Below are 18,683 nucleotides of genomic sequence, written 5' to 3'. Positions count from 1 at the left end.
GGGAGGTGGACGCACTGCTGTGCGGGCTGCGCGGGGGCTGTCGCTTATACCCATCTGGGCGGGGGTGTCACAGCGGGTCCCCCAGCGGCCCGTACCGCTCTTCCAGGCTCTCGGCCCAGTGGGCGGCGAAGTCCGGCTGGGTGCCGTCCGCGTCGGTGAACCCGTACTCCCCGTACAGGCCCCAGGTGGCCAGCGCCCGGCCGGTCTTGGCCATGACGTGGGGGTCGGCCGCCAGCGCGGCGACCGCCCGCCCCAGGTAGGCGGGGGTTTCGGAGTGGGCGAAGTCCGGGTCCTGGGCCACGGCCTCGCGCCAGTTGGCCTCCGTGACTCCGAAGTGCTCCAACAGGGCCTCCGAACGCAGGAAACCGGGGGTGATCGCCACCGCCGCGACCCCGTGGGGCTTCAGCTCGGCCGCCTGGGCGACCGCGAGGCGGATCACCGCGGACTTGGCCAGGTCGTAGAAGAAGGAGCCGCGGTAGCGGGCGGTGTTGCCGTCGGTGACCTCCACGACCAGCCCGCCCCCGCGCGCGACCATCAGCGGCAGCGCGAACCGGCTGGTGATCACATGGGTCTCCACCGCCTGCCGCACCAGTCGGAGGCCGGTCTCCAGGTCCTGCTCCCACAGGGGGTGCTCCCAGTCGGTCAACGGGTCTCCGCCCCATACGGAGTTGACGAGGACGTCGAGCCGTCCGTCCTGCTCGGCGGCGATCCGTTCGACCAGGGCGCGGACCTCGTCGGGACGGCTGTGGTCGGTACGGGCGGGGATGCCGAGGCCGCCGGCCGCGGTGACCCTCCGGGCGGTCTCCTCGATGGTTTCCGGGCGGTCCAGGTCCGAGCGCCCGGCGGCGCTGCTGCGGCCGGTGACGTACACCGTCGCGCCGGCGGCGCCGAGCTCGACGGCGATGCCCCGCCCGCCGCCCCGGGTGCCGCCGGCGACGAGGGCCACCTTCCCCGCCAGGAGTCGCGTACCGGTCGTCATGACACCTCCAGATCGTGGCCGTGTCGATGCGGAAGGTGCGGAGGATGCGGAGGGTGCGGAAGGTGTGGGGACAGCGCGATGTCGAGTTCTTCCCGGAGCCGCTGCGCGAGGGTGCCGCGGCGTTCGAGCGCCCACGTCAGGCCGGCTCCGGCGATGACCGTCTGCACGGTGCGGGACAGTGCCGCCACATCGGTTCCGGCGCGGAGTTCGCCGGTACCGGCCGCCTCCGCCAGCAGCTCCCCGATGGCCGCACCCTGGGCGCGGTGGACGGCCAGGGCGTGCGCGTGGAGCTGTGGATCCGTGAGGTCCGTGCACAGGAAGGCCAGGTGGTTGGCGAAGGTCTCCGGGGTGGCCATCACGGCCGCCGATTCCACCGTCAGCGCGGCCAGGGCCCCGAGCGCCGATGCGTGGGCCCCGCGCACTCGGCCGGCCAGCTCGCCCGCCTCCTTCGCGGACCGCTCGGCGAGCGCCAGGAGCAGGCCCCGCTTGGACCCGAACCGCTGGACGAGCGTGGCGGGCACCAGCCCGACCTCGCTCGCGACAGCGGCCAGGGTCAGCCCCGTGGGCCCCACCCGCCCCATGACCCGGGCGGCTCCATCCAGGATCACCGCATCCTCGACCCCTCGGGGACGCCCCATGTCCGCGCCCTCCCTCCAGTTAATAAATGCTCGTTCATTTATTAAAACGCGGGATCCGCTTCGAGGCAACCGTCGCCCGGCTCCCCGGCACGATGGCCGCCGCGGGGTCTGGCATCGTTGCGGGCATGGATTCCGCACCGCACGGCGAGCCGTCCCGGCACCACGATCCGGGGATGTCCCTCGACCGCTTCACCGCGCGCGTGCTCGTGGTCTGCCCGCGGTGCGGCGGCCGCGCCCTGGTCGTGCCCCGGCCCGACCTCCCCCCGGTCGCCTACTACACCGACCTGTTGTTCCGGCCCCGCCGGATGACCTGCGCGCAGTGCGGTGCCCTCGCCGAGTGGGAGGCCGGGGTGGAGGGACGCGCACTGCGGGGCGTGACCCCCGGCGGCACCGAGGACCCGTTCTTCCGCCGGCCCCTGTGGCTCCAGACCCGCTGCGCGGGCCGCGTCCTGTGGGCCTACAACGAGGAGCACGTCGACGAGCTGGCCGCCTACGTCGGCGCCCGACTGCGCGAACGCGGCGCGTTGAGCCCGACGCGGGCGATGTTCCCCCGGCTGCCCGGCTGGATGAAGGCCTCCGCCCACCGCGCGGAGGTCCTGGCCGGCCTGGACACGCTGCGCGCACTGGCCCCGCACCTGTCCCTTACACACATCTGACGCTGCCGACGATCCACTCTCTTCAGATCCCGGTGGTCGCCCGTGCGGGTGCGGGACGGCGCTGTCGCATTCTGGGGCCAGAGGGGGGCTGAGGGGCAATGGCCGCGCGCCAACTCTCTGCCTCGTTTGCGGAGTTTATACGACATGTGTTCACGCAGTGTTTCGAGTAGCTGTCCCGCCTATTGCCGACAAGACGCTTACCGGTCCCTCTGACATGGCATTCATGCCCGGTGCGCGCAAAAATGCCGCGCTGACCTCGGAGGTTACCGGACGGGGGCTCGGCTGGAAAGCATCGGTTATCCGGAACCGGCAAAGTCGACGCGGTAATTGCGTACAGCCGCTTGCCAGGCGAATGTGCCAAAGCGCCTGTCGGCCAAACCGGCGCGCGCTCCTCGCCAGTCACGCCCCTCCCGCGTTATCGATCACTCCGCCGGGGCATCATCGACCGTAAACGCGCGCCTGGGTGACGGATCTTTCCACGCCGACCAGGCCCACTCGAGGAGGGAAGCTTCGATGGGGGAGAAGGTCGTGGCGGGCGGATTCGACCTGTCCGATCGGCAACGGTACCGGAGGAAGCTTCACGAGTGCCTGGAGGTACTGGAGCGGCTTCTGGCGGAGAAGAGGTTCGATCGGCCCAAGAACATGATGGGGCTGGAGATCGAGCTGAATCTCGCGGGTGCCGACGGGTTGCCGAGAATGGTGAATGCCCAGGTGCTCGAACGGATTGCCAGCCCTGATTTCCAAACGGAACTCGGAATGTTCAACCTGGAGGTGAACGTACTCCCGCACCGGCTCGGCGGCCGGGTATTCGACCAGCTCGCCGAGGAACTGAGCGCGGGTCTCGGCTATGCCCACCGGCAGGCCGTGGAGATCGACGCCGGCGTGGTGATGATCGGAATCCTGCCGACGATCTCCCGCGCGGACCTGGTCACCGCCAACCTCTCGGCGGTGGACCGCTACTCGCTGCTGAACGAGCAGATCCTGACGATGCGCGGCGAGGACTTCACGCTGGACATCGACGGTGTCGAGCGGCTGACCTGGACCTCCGGGTCGATCGTGCCGGAGGCCGCCTGCACCTCCGTACAACTGCACCTGCAGGTGACACCGGCCCGGTTCGCGGACGTGTGGAACGCGGCACAGGCGGTGGCCGCCGTACAGATAGCCGTCGGCGCCAACTCGCCGTTCCTGTTCGGCCGGGAGCTGTGGCGGGAGTCGCGGCCGCCGCTCTTCCAGCAGGCCACCGACACCCGGCCGCCCGAGCTCCAGGCGCAGGGGGTGCGGCCGCGCACCTGGTTCGGCGAGCGGTGGGTGGATTCGGCGTACGAGCTCTTCGCCGAGAACGTCCGCTACTTCCCGGCCCTGCTGCCGATCTGCGACGAGGAGGAGCCGCTGCGCGTGCTCGCCGAGGGCGGGGTGCCGAGCCTGCAGGAGCTGGTGCTGCACAACGGCACCGTCTACCGCTGGAACCGGCCCGTGTACGGGGTCGCCGACGGGGTGCCGCACCTGCGCGTGGAGAACCGGGTGCTGCCCGCCGGGCCGACGGTGGCCGACGTGGTCGCCAACGCGGCCTTCTACTACGGGCTGGTGCGGACCCTCGCGGACGAACCGCGCCCGGTGTGGAGCCGGCTGCCCTTCGCGGAGGCCGAGGCCAACTTCGACGCGGCCTGCCGCTACGGCATCGAGGCCCGGCTGCGCTGGCCGCGCCGGGGCCGGGGCGGGGGGCTGGCGAGCGTGCCGGCGGTACGGCTGGTGCTGGACGAGCTGCTGCCGATGGCCGCCGCGGGCCTGGACGCGTGGGGGATCGAGCCCGCCGACCGGGACCACTACCTCGGGATCATCGAGGAGCGATGTCGGCGCCGGGTGAACGGGGCGACCTGGCAGGTGGAGACCTACCACCGGGCGCGCGCCGCCGGGCTGGAGCGGGACGCGGCGCTGGCGGCGACCACGCGCCGCTACAGCGAACTGATGCACAAGGGCGAACCCGTGCACACCTGGCCGGTCGGCATCGCGGAGGCGGAGGTGGGCGCCGCGACGGCGGCGCAGGGCTGAGCGGGAGCGGGCCGCGCTGCGCCGTACGGCGCGACGGGGTGGAGGCGGGGCGGAGCGGGGCGGGCCGGGGCCCGCCCGGGGGGGGTGCGGCGCGCCCCCGCCCCCCGTGGTCCGGGCGGGGGGCGGGGGCCGCCCGGGGCCCTGCCGCCGGGTCCCCTCCCCCCCCGGCGGGGGGCTTTGGGGGGGGAGCCGGGGGCCGGCCCCGGGGCGGGCTTGGGGGGCACCGCTCGGCGGGGGGCGGGGCGGGGGGGCCGCGGCGGGGAGGGCGCGGGGCCGCCTCAGTCGCCGATCTTCTTGGCGGAGCCGAATCCGGTGAACGCGCCGAGGGCCAGGAAGAGGACGCTCATGACGTCCGCCTCTTCCTTCCAGATGTCGACCAGGCCGGACACGCCGACCGTGCTCAGCACGTCGCCCAGGCCGACGCCGGCGGCACCGGCCAGCGCGAGCGCGTAGAAGAACAGCTCGCCGAGGAAGACGGAGACGACGGCGAAGACCGCGCCGACGACCGGCAGGACCGGGTTGCGGCCGCCGAGCTTGCCCGCGGCGAAACCGACGAGGGCGCCGACGCCGACCGCCGCGTAGCCGATCTCGCGCTCGATGGCGTTCATGATGCCGCCGTACGCCGCGGCCGCGGCCAGGGCGGCGACGAGCGCGGCGACGATGCCGAGACCCACGTTGCCGGTGCGCACCGCGACCGGGGCCGGGCCCGGGACCAGGAAGTCGGCACCGGACGGGGCCGGGTGGCCGAGCGGGGCCGGGGCGGCCGCGGCGTCGGTCGAGGGCGTGGCGGACTCGGGCGCGGGCGGCTGGAACTGCTGGCTCATGGAGAAATCCCCCCCAGGGATTTTGGGGCGCACGGATGCCCGCATGTGTGTACGTGTGTACGCGGGACGTATGCGCGAGATAAGTCGCCGCAGGCTAGCACCAGCCCGTGACATCCGTGGAGGGGGTTTCGGCCGCCCGGACCGGCCCTGTGGATCGGGCTACAACCGGTGCGCGGTGCCCACCGGGCTGGCACCGCGGGTGTCCAGCAGCAACTGGGCTTTCACCGCCAGGCCTTGCAGGTCGTACGTGCGGTGGTGCTGGAGCAGGATCGTCAGGTCGGCGTTGGCCGCGGCCTCGTACAGGGATTCGGCGCGGGGGACCGGCTGGTCCCTGACGCGCCATCCGCCGATGTACGGGTCGTGGTAGCTGACCAGCGCCCCGAGGTCGAGGAGCCGGCTGGCGATCTCGCGTGCCGGTGAGCCCTCCTGGTCGGCGAGGTCCGGCTTGTAGGTGACGCCCAGGAGCAGTACGCGAGCCCCGCGGGCGGACTTGCCGTGCTCGTTGAGCAGGGTGGCGCTGCGCTGGATGACGTACTGGGGCATCCGGTTGTTGATCTCCTGCGCCAGGCCGATCATGCGCAGCGGGTGGCCCGGGGTGCGGGTGGTGTGGGGGAGGTAGTTGGGGTCGAGCGGGACGCCGTGCCCGCCGACTCCGGGGCCGGGCCGGAAGGCCTGGAACCCGTACGGCTTGGTCTCGGCGCACCGGATGACGTCCCACAGGTCCACGCCGAGGTCGTGGCACAGGACCGCCATCTCGTTCATGAGGGCGATGTTGACGTGCCGGTAGTTCGTTTCGAGGAGCTGGACCGTCTCGGCCTCACGCAGGCCGCGGGCGCGTACCACCTTCTCGGTGAGGCGGGCGTAGAAGGCGTGCGCGGACTCGGTGCAGGCGGGGGTGAGGCCGCCGATGACCTTGGGGGTGTTGGAGATGCCGTGCGTGCGGTTGCCGGGGTCGAGGCGGCTGGGGGAGTAGGCGAGGTGGAAGTCCCGCCCGGCGCGCAGCCCGGAGCCCGATTCGAGGATCGGGCGCAGGTAGTCCTCGGTGACGCCCGGGTGGGCGGCCGATTCGAGGATGACGGTGGTGTGCGGGCGCAGCCGGGCGGCGAGCGTGCGGCCCGCCTCGCCGACCGCGGACAGGTCGAGTGCGCGGTCCGCGCCGAGCTGGGTGGGGGCGCAGATGACGGCGGTGCGGACCCGGCCGAGTTCGGCGGGGTTGGTGGTGACCCGGAAGCCGGCCGCCGACATGCGGCGGATCTCGGCGGCGGTGAGGGTGGAGTCCGTCGCCGGACCGCTGTCGTAGCCGACCGTCTCGATCCCGGCGGCCACGGCTGCCTGGGCGAGCGGGAGGCCGAGATGGCCGAGTCCGATGACGGCGAGATCTGCGGGCATGGGGGTGCCGTCCCTTCCCTTCCCTGACATGCATGAGGGGGCGGAGCGCGCAAGTCCTGTGGAGGAGGAGAGCTGGCGCAATGTCAGACTAGGCGTATATATGACAGATATGTCGCATTCGGGGCTGATGGCCGTCGTCGTGTTATCCACAGGCGGTGGCTGATGCGCGTGCGGCCGGTCAGAATCATGAACGGGCGATGTGAGCGGGATCACCCACGACGGGTGGGATGACCGCATAGGGCGGACGCGGCGACCCGCGTCTACGGGAGGCAGGCAGCCGTGAGTACTGGGGCAGGGACAGGGGCAGGGACGGGCGCGGGTACGGGTACGGGTACGGGTGTGGGTATGGGTATGGGCCCCCGGCCGGCGCGCCCTCACCCACGCCGTACAGGTGGCCGCGCTGCCGCGCTTCGCCGCCGCGGCGGTGCTCGACGCACTGCGCCCGGCCGTGGCCCGGCGCACGGACGGCGGGAACGCCTACCGGATGCTGGCCCGGAAGGACGAGCGGTGACGGGCGCCGCGGCCCCCGCCGCGACGGGCGGGGCCACCAGCCCGGGAGTGGCCACCCGCCCGGGAGTGGCCACCCGCCCGGGAGTGGCCACCCGCCCGGGAGACGCCACCCGCCCGGGAGACGCCACCCGCCCGGGAGAGGCGCTCGCGGTCCTGCCCGCCGGCGGCGACCTCGCCCGCCGGGCCACCGCCGACCCGCTCTTCCGCCTCGTCGCCTATGCCCTGGAGTCCGCCCACGGCAGGCCCCCGGCTGTCGTCTGGAGTGCCCCGTACACCTTCCGCCTGGGCTCGCCCGACCTCGTCGCGGCGGCGTCCTGGCCGGTGGCGGCCGCCGCGGCGCCGCGCGACGACGGGCTCGTGCGGCTCAGCTCGCTCGGCCACCCGGCGGACAGCTGCGACCTGCCGCTCACCCTGTCCGGGCCGCCGCCCGCCACCCCGGCCTGGGCGGCCCGCCCGTACGCCGTGCTGCGCGCCCTGGCCCGGGCCGGATACGGCCGCGGCGGGACCGACCTGCACCTCCAGGGCTCCCTGACCCCGGCCGCCGGGCTGGCCACGGCGGAGGCCGCCGACTGCGCGATGGCCCTCGCGGTGGCCGACGTCCACACGCCGGCCGGCGAGGACCCGGACCGCGTGCTGCTGGCCCGGCTGCTGGCCGGGGCGCTGCCGGACGGCGACGACGCGCTGCGCCGGGCCGCGCTCTTCGCCCGGCCCGGCAGGGCACTCCTGGTGGGCCAGGGGTCGCGCCAACGCGAGCCCCGGCGGCAGCGGCAGCGGTACGTCCTCTTCGACCCGGCCGAATCGGGGGCGCGCCTGGTGCTGATGGCCGTACGCGGCGGCGCGGCGGGCGGCGCCGACCGGGCGGCGGACCTGGCACGGGCCGTGGGATGCGCCCGCCGGGCCGGATCCCTGAGCGCGTGGGCCCCGGGACGGCGGCCGGGGCGCAGCGTCCTCGTGCTCCTGCCCGAGGCGCGGCTGGCGGCCGTACGGGCGGCGGTCGCGGCGGACTTCCGCGACCGGGACCGGCCCGTACCCCGGTTCCTGAACATCGCCGTGTCCGGTCCGGCCCGGCGCGAGCACTGACACCACCCGCCGTCCGCCGCCCACGACGCACCACACGCCACTCACCAAGCTCCAGTGACCACCCACCACCCGCCACCCCTCACGAGGAGGAACCACCCATGCCCGTCCATCCCTCGACCACGCCGAGCGCGAGACACCGGGCCCGCCGGTCCGCGCTCGTCGCCGGACTCGGTGCGCTCGGCCTGCTGGGCGCCTTCACCATCGCCAACTCCCAAGCGGCGGAGGGCGGTGCGTCCGCCCTCGTGAGTGCCGCCGCACTGCCGACCTACGACCACGTGGTCGTCGTCGTGTACGAGAACAAGCAGTACGGCGAGGTCATCGGCAGCGCCAACGCCCCGTACATCAACCAACTGGCGGGCGGCGGCGCGAGCCTGACCGGCATGAAGGCGCTGACCCACCCCAGCCAGCCGAACTACTTCAACCTCTTCTCCGGCGCCACCCAGGGAATCACCGGCGACGGCTGCTACACCCCCCAGTCGATGACCGCGCCCAACCTCGGCCAAGAGCTGATCGCGGCCGGCAAGACCTTCGCGACGTACAACGAGGACCTGCCCGCCGAAGGGTCCACCGCCTGCACCAACGGCCAGTACGCGCAGAAGCACAACCCGTGGTTCGCCTTCAAGAACGTGCCGCTCAACACGGGCAAGACCTGGGCCCAGTTCCCGCAGGGCAACTTCGCGGCGCTGCCGAACCTGTCGTTCATCGTGCCCAACCAGTGCAACGACATGCACTCCTGCCCGGTCGCCACGGGCGACACCTGGACGAAGAACAACATCGACGCCTACGCGCAATGGGCCAAGGCCAACAACAGCCTGCTGGTGCTCACGTGGGACGAGGACAACTACCTCGGCTCCAACCAGATCGCCACCGTCTTCTACGGGGCGAACGTCAAGACGGGCAAGTACGCCACAGCCTTCAACCACCACCACCTGCTGCGCACCTTCGAGGACCTCTTCGGCACGGGGCACGCGGGGAACGCGGCCAACGTCCAGCCGATCAGCGAGGTGTTCGGCGGCTCCACGGACCCGACCCCGACCCCGACGCCCACTTCCACGGCTTCGCCCACTCCGACACCCACGCCCACGCCCGGGTCAGGGGGTGGGCCGGGGAGGGCGCCGTCGCCGGCCGCTGTTCCGGAGGCGGGTCGAGTGCGTGCTCCGCCTCCAGCGCCCGCTCCCGGGCGGACTGCGGGGCGCCGGCCGTGATGGCGCCCTGGATCAGGGAGTTCGGAAGCAGCACCACGGCGGTGGTCCCGCCGTACGGTGACATGCGCAGGTGCACCTTCACCCCGTGCCGGGCCGAGAGGCGGCTGACCACGAAGAGCCCGAGCCTGTCGCTGTCGAAGAGGTCGAGCGCCTCGGACTGCTCGATGCGCCGGTTGGCCTCGTTCAGGGACTCCCGCCCCATGCCCAGCCCGCGGTCCTCCACTTCCAGGACGTAGCCGGCGCCCACGGGTTCACCGCTGACCCGGACCTTGGTGTGGGGCGGCGAGAACTGGGTGGCGTTCTCGATCAGTTCGGCGAGCAGGTGGGTGAGGTCGGCGACGGCGCCGCCGATGACGGCGGCCTCGGCGAGCTGGCGGACCTCGACGCGCGGGTAGTCCTCGATCTCAGAGACGGCGGCCCGTACGACGTTCGTCAGCGGGATCGGCATCCGCCAGGCGCGGCCCGGGGCCGCGCCCGACAGGATGATCAGGCTCTCCGCGTGCCGCCGCATCCGGGTGGTGAGGTGGTCGAGGCGGAAGAGGTCGCCGAGCTCGTTCGGATCGTCGGCCCGCCGCTCCATCGAGTCGAGCAGGGTCAGCTGCTTGTGCACCAGGACCTGGCTGCGCCGGGCGAGGTTGACGAAGACGCCGCTCACTCCGCTGGCCAGCTCGGCGCGCTCCACGGCGGCGCTGAGTGCGGCCCGGTGGACGGTCGCGAGCGCCTCGCCGACCTGGGTGATCTCGTCCTCCGCGGCCGGGCCCTCGGGGGTCTCGGCGGATACGTCGATGTCCTGGCCGGCCCGCAACCGCTCCATGGCCCGCGGGAGTTTGCGGTGCGCGATCTCCAGCGCGGTGTTGCGCAGCGAGACCAGCTCGACGACCAGGGCCCGGCCGATGCGGACCGAGATGACGAGCGAGGCGGCCACCGCGGCCAGGCCCAGGACGACGGCGGCGCCGGCGGGGCTGAGCGCGCCCGTGCCGAACGGGTCGGCGCGGTCGGCGGCCTGGGTGTGGGCGGCGTTCTCGATGTCGCGCATCGAGGCGGCGACGGAGGTGTACGCCGCCTCCCAGCCGGCGGGCGGGCCGGCCGCGCGGGTGTCCTTGGCCGCTGCGGCCTCGCCGGCGCCGGCGCCGGCGGACAGCGCCCGGTCCTCGGCCCCGATCAGCTCGGCGTAGACGGCGCTCTTGGCCACCGCCTGCCAGGCGCCCTGCTGCGCGGCGGGCAGGTCCCGGGCGGCGGAGTCGGTCAGGATCCGGCGGGTCTCGACCGCACCCGCCAGGCGGCGAAGCGATTCTCCACCGCGCGGCCCCGGCACCGTCAGCAGCGCGTCCTCCCGTGAGAGCTGTTCGCCGGCCCGCGCGAACTCCAGCAGGACCCGGGCGTCGGGGCCGAGTTCGGCGTCCTCGCCGCCGCCGGAGAGGGCGCCGCCGAACTCCAGCGCGGAATCGATCACCCGGGTGTACGTCTCGTAGGCGGCTTCGGGGGTCGCGCGGCGGCGGGTGACGTCCTCGCGCACCGGGCCGAGCCCCTCGGCGGCGGCGACGAAGGCGCGCAGCCGGATCACGATGTCGGTGCGGTAGTCACCCGAGTCGGCGACGGTGTTGCGGTCGCCGAGCCGCAGCGCCCGTACGGCGGTGTCGGTGCGGCGCGCCTGCTGGTCCAGGGCCTCGGCCTGGCCGGGTGCCTGGGCGGCCGCGGCCTGGCCGGCGGTGGGATCGGCCAGCAGGCGCACGGCCGTGCGCCGTTCGGCCTGGAGCTGGGTGAGGGCGGCGGCGACCGGGACCCGCAGTTCCCGGTCGACCCGCTGGACACGGCCCAGGCGGGCGACGTCCTGGGCCGCGTCGACCGTGGCGAACGCCCAGAGGGCGAGCAGGGAGACCACCGGCACCATCAGCAGCGAGACGATCTTCGCGCGGACGGTGGCGGGGCGCAGCCTCAGCCGCGGCCTCGGCCCGCCACCGGGGCCGGCGGCGGCCGGTATCCCGGGCGGGGCGCCGTGGCTCTCGTGGTGGGCCGGCTCCTCGGCGGGCGGTCCGGCGTGTGCCCGGCGGCCCGCCCCCCTGGCGCCGCCGCCCGCAGGCGCGGGCGGCCGCGCCGCCGCTGCTTCCGGTGACTTGCGGGGTCTGCGCATGGGCTCCTCGTTCCGGGCGGTGGCGGTGCGTACGTGCGGTGCGTGACGGTGGCGGCGTAGGCGGACAGGGGGACGGCACTCCTCCTCGCCCTGCCTGCGCAGCCGCTCCCGCTCCACCGCGCGGGCCTTCTCCTCGGCCTCCAGCCGCAGCCGCCCGGCCTCGGCCCGCCCCCGGGCCTCCTCCTCGGCGCGCAGCCGCTCCTCGCGCTCCTTGCGGGCGGCCGCGGGCACTCCCAGCCGCCGGCCCGCCTCCCCCCCCGTGGCCCCGGCCGGCGGCTGGGCCTGTGCGGGAGCGCCGAAGGCGGGCGCGGGCGCGGCTCCCTGCGGCGGCGGGGCGAAGCCGGGGGCGCCGGCCGGGGCCTGCGCCTGCGGTGCGAGCTGCTCCTCCTCGGCGACCTCGCCGCCGAAGTTCTGGAGCAGCGCGGCGAGACCGCCGTCGAAGCCCTGGCCGACGGCGGCGAAGCGCCACACGTCCTTGAGGTAGAAGTCGCCGATCATCAGCGCGCGCTCGGTGCTGAACTCCGAGCCCGTGAAGGTGTACCGGACGACTTCCTCGCCGCCCGCCACGATCCGGATGTAGCCCGGGCCGATCTGCGACATCTGGCCGGCGCCGTCGATCGAGGCGGCGAAGGACAGCTTGTGGATGTTGGCCGGAATGCGGTCCAGGGTGACCCGGAAGGACTCCGCGTCACCGGACTGCGCGCCGAGCTGCTGGATGGACTCCTCGGGCGACTTCGGCTGGTTGAAGAAGACGAAGTAGCGGTCGTCCGAGAGCTGCTCGTTCGCGTCGAGGCCGAAGCAGCTGATGTCGATGGCGAGTCCGGGCCCGGCGATCTGGACACCCACGTAGAGGTCCGTGCCCGCCGTCAGATCACTGATCTTGGCCTTGTGACCGCGTTGGAATTCCCTGGCCATACGTAAGACCGTCCCCCATCCCGACTGTGAATACGTGCCGCTCAGGCTAACGGCAACCTCGGACATCCGGCCAAGTCGGTACCGACCCGGTACATATCACGGGCTGTGACATCACCGGCAATTGCGGATCATTCATCCCTCGCGGCCGGGACTTTCGGAAGACGCTCGGCGGCCACGACTCCTTCGAGGTAGCCGCGGGCCCGCTCGGTGCGCGGGTAGGCCTCGAGCAGTTCCCAGAAGCCGGGGCCGTGACCGGGCACGAGGAGGTGTGCCAGCTCGTGCAGCAGCACGTAGTCGACGACGTACTCCGGCATGCCCTGGAGGCGGTGCGAGAGCCGGATGCTGCCCTCGGCCGGGGTGCAGGAGCCCCAGCGGGTGTTCTGGTTGGTGACCCAGCGGACCGAGCGGGGGCGCGCGCGGCCGGCGAAGTACTGCTCGGACAAACGCCCGGCCCGCTCGGTGAGTTCCGCGTCCCCCAGGGTGCGCTTGCTCTCCTGGGCCGCGAGCTTGTCGAGCATGACGCCCACCCAGCGCTGCTCCTCCGCCTCGGACATCCGGGCAGGGATGAGGACGACCGTACGATCACCCTCGCGGTAGGCGGATACGGTCCTGCGGCGGCGTGCGCTCCGGCGGACTTCGACGGCGCGCTGCGGTGGATCGGCGGACACGCCACGACGGTACCCGCTCGCCGCGGCGGAAGTCCCGCCCCTCCGGGGTTCGAGCGCGATCCGTTCTCGGACACCCCGGGAGAACCACAAAGAACCCTCGGCTATCCATCTCATATGCCTGATACCCCTCGCCTGTGGACAAACTCTCACGCGCCTTTCCGCGGCCGGGCAATCTTGCGGAAGAGCGGCGCGAGGCGATGCGGCGCGTGGATCGGGGGAGGCTGAGATGTATCCGAAGGTGAAGCCCGCACTGGCACGGGCCTGGCGGGATCTGCAGACCGTGCAGTTCGGGGTGACGCCCGCCCACGCGGTCGTCCTCGGTCCGGTGGACACGGCCACCGGCCTGCTCCTCGACCTGATCGACGGGACCCGGGGCATGGAGCTGCTGCGCGCGCAGGGCAAGGGGATGGGGCTCGCGGACGGGCGGGTCGACGAGGTGGTGCGGCGGCTGGCGGCGGCCGGCCTGCTCGATGACGCCACCGCCGGCGGCCCCCGGGCCCAAGCCGTGCGGGCCCGGCCCGAGGCCCTGGCCCGGCTGGGACCGGACCTGGGCTCGCTGTCCCTGGTGCACCCCAGGCCGGGCGGGGACTTACGGGGTGTGGCCGCCCGCCGGGGGATACGGGTCCAAGTGCGCGGGAGCGGCCGGGTGGGCGCGGTGATCGCCTCGGTGCTGGCGGGAGCCGGCGTCGGCCGGGTCGAGGTGCTGGACGGAGGGCGCGCCGAGCCCGCGGACGTGGCGCCGGGCGGGCTGGGCCCCGGCAGCGTGGGCCGGCTGCGCGCCGAGGCGGCGCGGACGGCGGTGCGGGAGGCGGCCCCCGGCCGTGGGCGCCGGGCCGGGGTGGCGCTGCCTCTTATACACACGGCCGGCCCTGCGAGCTCACCCGCGCCGCCTCCGACCGGGCGCTGCGCGCCGTGCTCTTCGACATGGACGGCACTCTGGTGGACACCGAGCCGCTGTGGTGGGAGACGACCGAGGCCGTCGCCCGCTCCCTGGAACACACCCTGACCGAGGCCGACGTACCGGCCGTCGTCGGGCGCTCGGTCGCCGACACCGCCGAGCACCTGCACCGGGTCGCCGGCGGCCGCGAGCGGGCGCCGGCGATCGGGCGGCGCCTGCTCGACGGCTTCCACGAGCGGGTCGCCCTCGGGCCCCGCGTCATGCCGGGAGCGCTGGAACTCCTCGACGCGCTGGCCGCCGCGGGCATCCCGCTCGGCCTCGTCTCCGCATCGCCCCGGTCGGTCGTCGACCTGGTCCTCGCGGGACTCGGACCCCACCGTTTCGCCGTCACCGTCGCGGACGGCGAGACCCCGAGGACCAAACCGCACCCCGACCCGTATCTCGCCGCCGCGAAGGCCCTGGGCGTGGAACCGCACTCCTGTGTCGCCGTGGAGGACAGCCCCGCCGGCCTGGCGTCCGCCGAGGCGGCGGGCTGCCGCGTGCTGGCCGTCCCGTCCACGGTGCCGATCGACGCGGTGGACGGCCGCACGGTCGTGGCCCGGCTGACGGAGGTGGATCCCGCTCTGCTGCACGCCGTCCTAGCCCGTCGCGCGGTGGGAGGCCGCGTCGTCCGAGAACCCTGAGAACCGCGGTTGCGGGAGCCCGGATCCCCGGTGTCCCGGCTCCCTCAGGCCGCGGGGAGGGTGGAGGCGAGCGGGGTGGCCGGAGCGGGGGCGATCGCCGGGGCCGGGCGTTCGCGCAGCAGCAGGCCGGCGGTGACGGCTACGGCCAGGGCCGTGAACCCGTGGACCCCGTACGCCGTGCCCGCGGGTCCGCCGCTGGTCAGGACGATCACCATGTCGCCGGCGGGAACGAAGGCGAGCGCCGCCATCGCCCAGCCGAGTGCCCGCCGGTGTCCGGTGAGCAGCAGTGCCAGGACGACCAGGCCGGTCGCGATGTCCCGTACGCCCTTGACCGCCAGGAAGGCGGCGCCGTCGTGCCGCGGCCAGGTCGGAATGCCGAAGCCGGAGGCGGTGGCCTGCGGCGCGAGCAGGTAGCTGAGGCCGACGTAGAGGATGAGCGCGGCTCCGAGGGCAGCCAGGACGGTGGTGAAGTGCTTGAGGGACATGGGAAAGCTCCTGGGGTGAGAGGTGGAGGGCGAGGGCGTGCGGGGGGCGTGCAGGAGGTGCGGGTCAGCGCGGGGTGTCGCGGCGGATGGCCCGCACCCTGCGGGCGTAGGACGGGCGGCCGACGGCGTACCAGAGCAGGCGTGCCGCGAGCGGCAGTTTGGCGAGCATCGACGCGCGTTCGGACCGGTCGGCGTCCTCGAGGGCCATGCCGAGGAAGAACAACAGCTTGGGCTTGGGCGTGCTCGCCCTGAAGTGCTCGCCCATCGCGCCCCACTCGTGTGCGGACAGGTGCCGCGCGGCGAGCGGCAGGAGCGAGCCCTCTTCGTCGTCCAGGTGCTCGACCAGGACCGCCCGGTGTTCGGCGAGTACCGCCACGAACGCGTCGCGCCCGGTCTCGCGGGCCCCGTTCTCCCAGGCCGACAGGGCGTCAACGGCCGCCGAGAGGGTCGCGGCCACCCGCTCGTGCTGGGCCTCCATGCGCAGCACCACGTCGGCTTCGAGATCGACGCGGGCCAGCAGCGGCGGCCACAGGTGCTCGTCCTCCCCCTGGTGGTGATGGTGGAGCCCGAGCCGGTAGTCGCGGAAGTGGTCCGCCAGGACCCGGGCGCGGGCGGTGTCGCCGGGCGCCACGGCGGCGACCAGTTCCACCAGCAACCGCGCCTCGCGGCGCAGGCCGCGGTGGATCACCACCATCTCGTGGGTGTCGGGCCGCGCCCGGAGCGTGTGTCCCCGGGGCGTGTGTCCCCGGGGCGTGTGTTCCCGCGTCTTCTTCATGGGAAGAGACTCGCCGTCGGCTCATGGAAGGGTCTTGGAAGGCGTTTGGAGGGGCGCGGGACCGGACTTGGAAACTTCCCCGCCCACATGTGCCGTTATCGAGACGGAAGTTGACTGGTTCGGCTTAGGTTGAGCACGTCATGGTGTACATACGCGTACTCGGGTCCTGTACGGCCGAACGGAACGGCGAGGCGGTTCCGTTGGGCGGCCACCGCCAGCGCTCCGTCCTGGCGCTGCTGGTGTCGGAGCGTGGCCGGGTCGTATCGGTCGACCGGATGATCGAGGAACTCTGGCAGGGTGCGGCGCCCGCCCGCGCCGTCGCCTCGCTCCAGGCGTACGTCTCCAACCTGCGCCGGCTCCTCGAACCCGGCCGCGCCCCCCGCACCCCCCAATCGCCTTCCAACCCGCGCTACTCTCCGGCTGCGTCCGGCATGCATACGTGATGGGCGTTCCCAAGGACTTTGAATTCCAGCGATCATGTCTTGACCTCCATCAAGAGCCATCGACACCGATGCCTAGCTACATGCCTCGACCAGCAACCAAGGCTCCTCCCCGACACCGCCTCCGCCCTCCTCAACTTCGACGGCATCTCCTACGCCAAGGGCGCCTCCGCCCTGCGCCAACTCGTCGCCTGGCTCGGCGAGAAGGACTTCCTGGCCGGCATCAACACCCACTTCGCCCGCCACAAGTTCGCCAACGCCTCCCTCGCCGACTTCGTCGACTCCCTCGCCGCGAACACCGACCGCGACGTCCACGCCTGGGCCGAGATCTGGCTGCGCACCACCGGCGTCGACACCCTCACCCCGCGCATCGAGGAAAGCCCCGGAGGCTGGACCCTCACCGTCGACCGCACCGGAAGCCGCCCCCACCACATCGCCGCGGGCCTCTACGACCGCGCCCCCGACGCCGCCCTCGAACTCCGCGAGATCCTCGCCCTCGACGTCCCCTCCGACGAGATCCTCTCGGCCGACGGCGCGCGCCCCGCCCTCCTCGTCCTCAACGACGGCGACCTCACCTACACCAAGGTCCGCCTCGACGAGACCTCCCTGGAAACCGCCCTGCGCGGCATCTCCCGCATCCCCGACCCCCTCACCCGCGCCGTCGTGTGGAACTCCCTGCGCGACATGGTCCGCGACGGCGAACTGGACGCCGCCGACTACCTGGCCACCGCCGAAGCCCACCTGCCGGACGAGACCGACCTGGACATCGTCCAGAACGTCATCGACTTCGCCCGCGGCCAGATCGCCGTCCGCTACCTCGCCCCCGAACACCGCACCAGGGCCCTCGCCACCCTCACCTCGATCGCCCGCGACCTGCTGCGGCGCACCGAAGACGGCTCCGACCCCGGCCTGCGACTGGTCGCCGTCCGCACCCTCATCAGCAGCGCGACCCAGCCCGACACCGTGGCCGCCTGGCTCGCCGAAGGCACCGTCCCCGGCGGCCCCGAACTCGACCCCGCACTGCGCTGGCGCATCCTGGCCCGCCTGTCGGTACTCGGCGCGGTCGTGGAATCCGACATCGACGAAGCCCTCACCGCCGACCCCAGCGCCGCCGGCCGCGAAGGCGCCGCCCGCTGCCGCGCCGCCCTCCCCACCGCCGAGTCCAAGGCCGCCGCCTGGGACCGCCTCTTCCACGACGACACCCTGTCCAACTACCTCTTCACCGCCACCGCCCAGGGCTTCTGGCAGCCCGAACAGGCCGACCTCGTACGGGAGTACGTGCCCCGCTACTACCCCGAGGCCGTCACCCTCGCGGCCCGCCGCGGCCCCGCCATCGCCGACGCCGCGGGCCGCTGGTGCTTCCCCGGCCACGAGATCACCGAAGCCAACCTCCAGGCCGGCCACGCCTGCCTGGCCGACCCGGACATCACCCCGCTCCTGCGCCGCAAGCTCGTGGACCAGCTCGACGACCTCTCCCGCGCGCTGCGCACCCGCCGCTGACCGCCCCGCCCCCGCCCCGCCCTCGCCCCGCCCTCGCCCCGCCCTGCCGGGGCGGGGGCGGCACCCCCCGTCGCCCCAACTCCACCCAGCGCCGCACCACGCACACCGGCGCCAGACAACTCCAGGCCACCGCGGACGGCTTGAAATCAACCATTCACAAACCCGGGCGGTTACCCCATTCGGGTCTGATCGTTGTACCGCGCGGGTGCCCCGCCCCCACACCGCGGCAACGCCCGCCGCAGATCCGCTCCCGTGAGGACAACCGCATGACAGCGTCCCCCGGCACAGGCAGCGCAGCAGCCCCGCTCGCCGGCGGAATCCACGGCCCCGACGCCCTGCGGCCCCTCCTCGACACCGTCCTCGACGCCCTCGCCACCGGAGCCCGCGCCCGCGGCGGACCCCTCCCCGCCGGCGGACCCGACGCCGTCACCGCCCGCGTCGAAGCCGCACTGGGCGACATGCTGCCCGAACACGGGCACGGAGACCACGAAGCGCTCCGCACCCTCGTCCACACCCTCGCCGCCGGCGCCGCCGACCCCGCCGACCCGCTGTGCGCGGCCCACCTGCACTGCCCGCCCCTCGCCGTGGCCGTCGCCGCCGACCTCGCCGCCGGAGCCCTCAACCCCTCCCTCGACTCCTGGGACCAGGCCCCCGCCGCCTCCACCATCGAAGCGCTCCTCACCCGCACCCTGGCCGCCGAGTTCCACGACACCCCCCACCCCGACGCCGTCCTCACCACCGGCGCCACCGAAGCCAACCAACTCGCCCTCCTCCTCGCCCGCGAACGCCACGGCCCCCGCCTCACCGTCCTGCACGGAGCCAACGCCCACCACTCCATCCCCCGAGGGGTAGTTCGTC

General features: G+C 73.6%; 14 protein-coding genes and 5 pseudogenes. 10 read left to right on the top strand and 9 right to left on the bottom strand.

Annotated elements, in window-relative coordinates; all coding sequences use genetic code 11:
- Positions 1 to 67: 67 nt before the first annotated feature.
- Positions 68 to 979, bottom strand: coding sequence for an SDR family oxidoreductase (locus tag DRB89_RS41615; protein WP_112453048.1), 912 nt, complete (start codon positions 977 to 979; stop codon positions 68 to 70).
- Complete coding sequence (locus DRB89_RS46205) at positions 976 to 1,617, bottom strand: TetR/AcrR family transcriptional regulator (protein ID WP_112463777.1); 642 nt, start codon at positions 1,615 to 1,617, stop codon at positions 976 to 978. Before DRB89_RS46205 ends, DRB89_RS41615 begins: the two co-directional genes overlap by 4 nt.
- Before the next feature lie 125 nt (positions 1,618 to 1,742).
- On the opposite strand from DRB89_RS46205, the gene DRB89_RS45695 reads away from it, so the two are divergent.
- Complete coding sequence (locus DRB89_RS45695; protein WP_239516678.1) at positions 1,743 to 2,273, top strand: hypothetical protein; 531 nt, start codon at positions 1,743 to 1,745, stop codon at positions 2,271 to 2,273.
- 513 nt (positions 2,274 to 2,786) lie between these two features.
- Positions 2,787 to 4,322: a glutamate-cysteine ligase family protein gene (locus DRB89_RS41600; RefSeq protein WP_112451481.1), complete on the top strand. Its 1,536-nt coding sequence runs from the start codon at positions 2,787 to 2,789 to the stop codon at positions 4,320 to 4,322.
- Between the two features lie 278 nt (positions 4,323 to 4,600).
- Here the strand turns inward: DRB89_RS41600 and DRB89_RS43530 are convergent, their stop codons facing one another.
- Complete coding sequence (locus tag DRB89_RS43530; protein WP_162688957.1) at positions 4,601 to 5,146, bottom strand: hypothetical protein; 546 nt, start codon at positions 5,144 to 5,146, stop codon at positions 4,601 to 4,603.
- A 159-nt stretch (positions 5,147 to 5,305) separates the two neighbouring features.
- A complete protein-coding gene (locus tag DRB89_RS41585) occupies positions 5,306 to 6,535 on the bottom strand; it encodes a nucleotide sugar dehydrogenase (RefSeq protein ID WP_112447868.1) in 1,230 nt (409 codons plus the stop codon).
- Between the two features lie 337 nt (positions 6,536 to 6,872).
- On the opposite strand from DRB89_RS41585, the gene DRB89_RS43525 reads away from it, so the two are divergent.
- From DRB89_RS43525 to DRB89_RS41575, 3 genes are all read left to right on the top strand, one after another.
- A complete protein-coding gene (locus tag DRB89_RS43525; protein ID WP_162688956.1) occupies positions 6,873 to 7,046 on the top strand; it encodes a hypothetical protein in 174 nt (57 codons plus the stop codon).
- Entirely contained in the window at positions 7,043 to 8,125 is a 1,083-nt protein-coding gene (locus DRB89_RS41580) for a galactokinase (protein WP_239516676.1), read from the top strand. The genes DRB89_RS43525 and DRB89_RS41580 overlap by 4 nt, the downstream gene beginning before the upstream one ends.
- A gap of 98 nt (positions 8,126 to 8,223) precedes the next feature.
- Positions 8,224 to 9,330, top strand: a complete 1,107-nt coding sequence (locus DRB89_RS41575) for an alkaline phosphatase family protein (protein ID WP_112463776.1) — start codon at positions 8,224 to 8,226, stop codon at positions 9,328 to 9,330.
- On the opposite strand, the pseudogene DRB89_RS45685 reads toward DRB89_RS41575, so the two are convergent.
- The 3 genes and pseudogenes from DRB89_RS45685 to DRB89_RS41565 all read right to left on the bottom strand — a co-directional run.
- A pseudogene (locus DRB89_RS45685) lies at positions 9,305 to 11,461 on the bottom strand (ATP-binding protein); the annotation flags it as partial. The gene DRB89_RS41575 and the pseudogene DRB89_RS45685 overlap by 26 nt on opposite strands.
- A 417-nt stretch (positions 11,462 to 11,878) precedes the next feature.
- Positions 11,879 to 12,376: pseudogene (locus DRB89_RS44015) on the bottom strand (TerD family protein); the annotation flags it as partial.
- Positions 12,377 to 12,504: 128 nt separating this feature from the next.
- Positions 12,505 to 13,044 (bottom strand): M48 family metallopeptidase, encoded by a 540-nt coding sequence (locus tag DRB89_RS41565; RefSeq protein WP_112452990.1) that lies wholly within the window; start codon positions 13,042 to 13,044, stop codon positions 12,505 to 12,507.
- Positions 13,045 to 13,270: 226 nt separating this feature from the next.
- Between DRB89_RS41565 and DRB89_RS41560 the strand changes: the two are divergent.
- Positions 13,271 to 13,873 (top strand): annotated as a pseudogene (locus DRB89_RS41560) (ThiF family adenylyltransferase); the annotation flags it as partial.
- A gap of 95 nt (positions 13,874 to 13,968) precedes the next feature.
- Positions 13,969 to 14,625: an HAD family phosphatase gene (locus tag DRB89_RS41555; RefSeq protein WP_112454030.1), complete on the top strand. Its 657-nt coding sequence runs from the start codon at positions 13,969 to 13,971 to the stop codon at positions 14,623 to 14,625.
- Positions 14,626 to 14,669: 44 nt separating this feature from the next.
- On the opposite strand, the gene DRB89_RS41550 is transcribed toward DRB89_RS41555, so the two are convergent.
- Both DRB89_RS41550 and DRB89_RS41545 read right to left on the bottom strand, forming a co-directional pair.
- A complete protein-coding gene (locus tag DRB89_RS41550) occupies positions 14,670 to 15,110 on the bottom strand; it encodes a DUF4267 domain-containing protein (RefSeq protein ID WP_112451847.1) in 441 nt (146 codons plus the stop codon).
- Between the two features lie 64 nt (positions 15,111 to 15,174).
- Positions 15,175 to 15,885: a hemerythrin domain-containing protein gene (locus tag DRB89_RS41545; RefSeq protein WP_112451846.1), complete on the bottom strand. Its 711-nt coding sequence runs from the start codon at positions 15,883 to 15,885 to the stop codon at positions 15,175 to 15,177.
- Positions 15,886 to 16,025: 140 nt separating this feature from the next.
- Between DRB89_RS41545 and DRB89_RS41540 the strand changes: the two genes are divergently transcribed.
- The 3 genes and pseudogenes from DRB89_RS41540 to DRB89_RS41530 all read left to right on the top strand — a co-directional run.
- Positions 16,026 to 16,328: a winged helix-turn-helix domain-containing protein gene (locus tag DRB89_RS41540; protein WP_112463774.1), complete on the top strand. Its 303-nt coding sequence runs from the start codon at positions 16,026 to 16,028 to the stop codon at positions 16,326 to 16,328.
- Between the two features lie 111 nt (positions 16,329 to 16,439).
- A pseudogene (locus tag DRB89_RS41535) lies at positions 16,440 to 17,825 on the top strand (M1 family metallopeptidase); the annotation flags it as partial.
- A 266-nt stretch (positions 17,826 to 18,091) separates the two neighbouring features.
- Positions 18,092 to 18,670 (top strand): annotated as a pseudogene (locus DRB89_RS41530) (aspartate aminotransferase family protein); the annotation flags it as partial.
- Positions 18,671 to 18,683: the final 13 nt, after the last annotated feature.

It is taken from the genome of Streptomyces sp. ICC4 (genome assembly GCF_003287915.1).
Lineage (GTDB): Bacteria > Actinomycetota > Actinomycetes > Streptomycetales > Streptomycetaceae > Streptomyces > Streptomyces tritrimontium.
Note: the sequence above shows the minus strand (reverse complement) of the source record. Positions and strands in the feature narration are given on the sequence as shown.

Bases quoted from the DNA above. Each gene is read 5' to 3' on its own strand.
- DRB89_RS45695 (WP_239516678.1), top strand. From the start codon at position 1,743: ATGGATTCCGCACCGCACGGCGAGCCGTCCCGGCACCACGATCCGGGG.
- DRB89_RS43530 (WP_162688957.1), bottom strand. From the start codon at position 5,146: ATGAGCCAGCAGTTCCAGCCGCCCGCGCCCGAGTCCGCCACGCCCTCG.
- DRB89_RS41600 (WP_112451481.1), top strand. From the start codon at position 2,787: ATGGGGGAGAAGGTCGTGGCGGGCGGATTCGACCTGTCCGATCGGCAA.
- DRB89_RS41555 (WP_112454030.1), top strand. From the start codon at position 13,969: ATGGACGGCACTCTGGTGGACACCGAGCCGCTGTGGTGGGAGACGACC.
- DRB89_RS41545 (WP_112451846.1), bottom strand. From the start codon at position 15,885: ATGAAGAAGACGCGGGAACACACGCCCCGGGGACACACGCCCCGGGGA.
- DRB89_RS41540 (WP_112463774.1), top strand. From the start codon at position 16,026: ATGGTGTACATACGCGTACTCGGGTCCTGTACGGCCGAACGGAACGGC.
- DRB89_RS46205 (WP_112463777.1), bottom strand. From the start codon at position 1,617: ATGGGGCGTCCCCGAGGGGTCGAGGATGCGGTGATCCTGGATGGAGCC.
- DRB89_RS41585 (WP_112447868.1), bottom strand. From the start codon at position 6,535: ATGCCCGCAGATCTCGCCGTCATCGGACTCGGCCATCTCGGCCTCCCG.
- DRB89_RS41550 (WP_112451847.1), bottom strand. From the start codon at position 15,110: ATGTCCCTCAAGCACTTCACCACCGTCCTGGCTGCCCTCGGAGCCGCG.
- DRB89_RS41575 (WP_112463776.1), top strand. From the start codon at position 8,224: ATGCCCGTCCATCCCTCGACCACGCCGAGCGCGAGACACCGGGCCCGC.
- DRB89_RS41615 (WP_112453048.1), bottom strand. From the start codon at position 979: ATGACGACCGGTACGCGACTCCTGGCGGGGAAGGTGGCCCTCGTCGCC.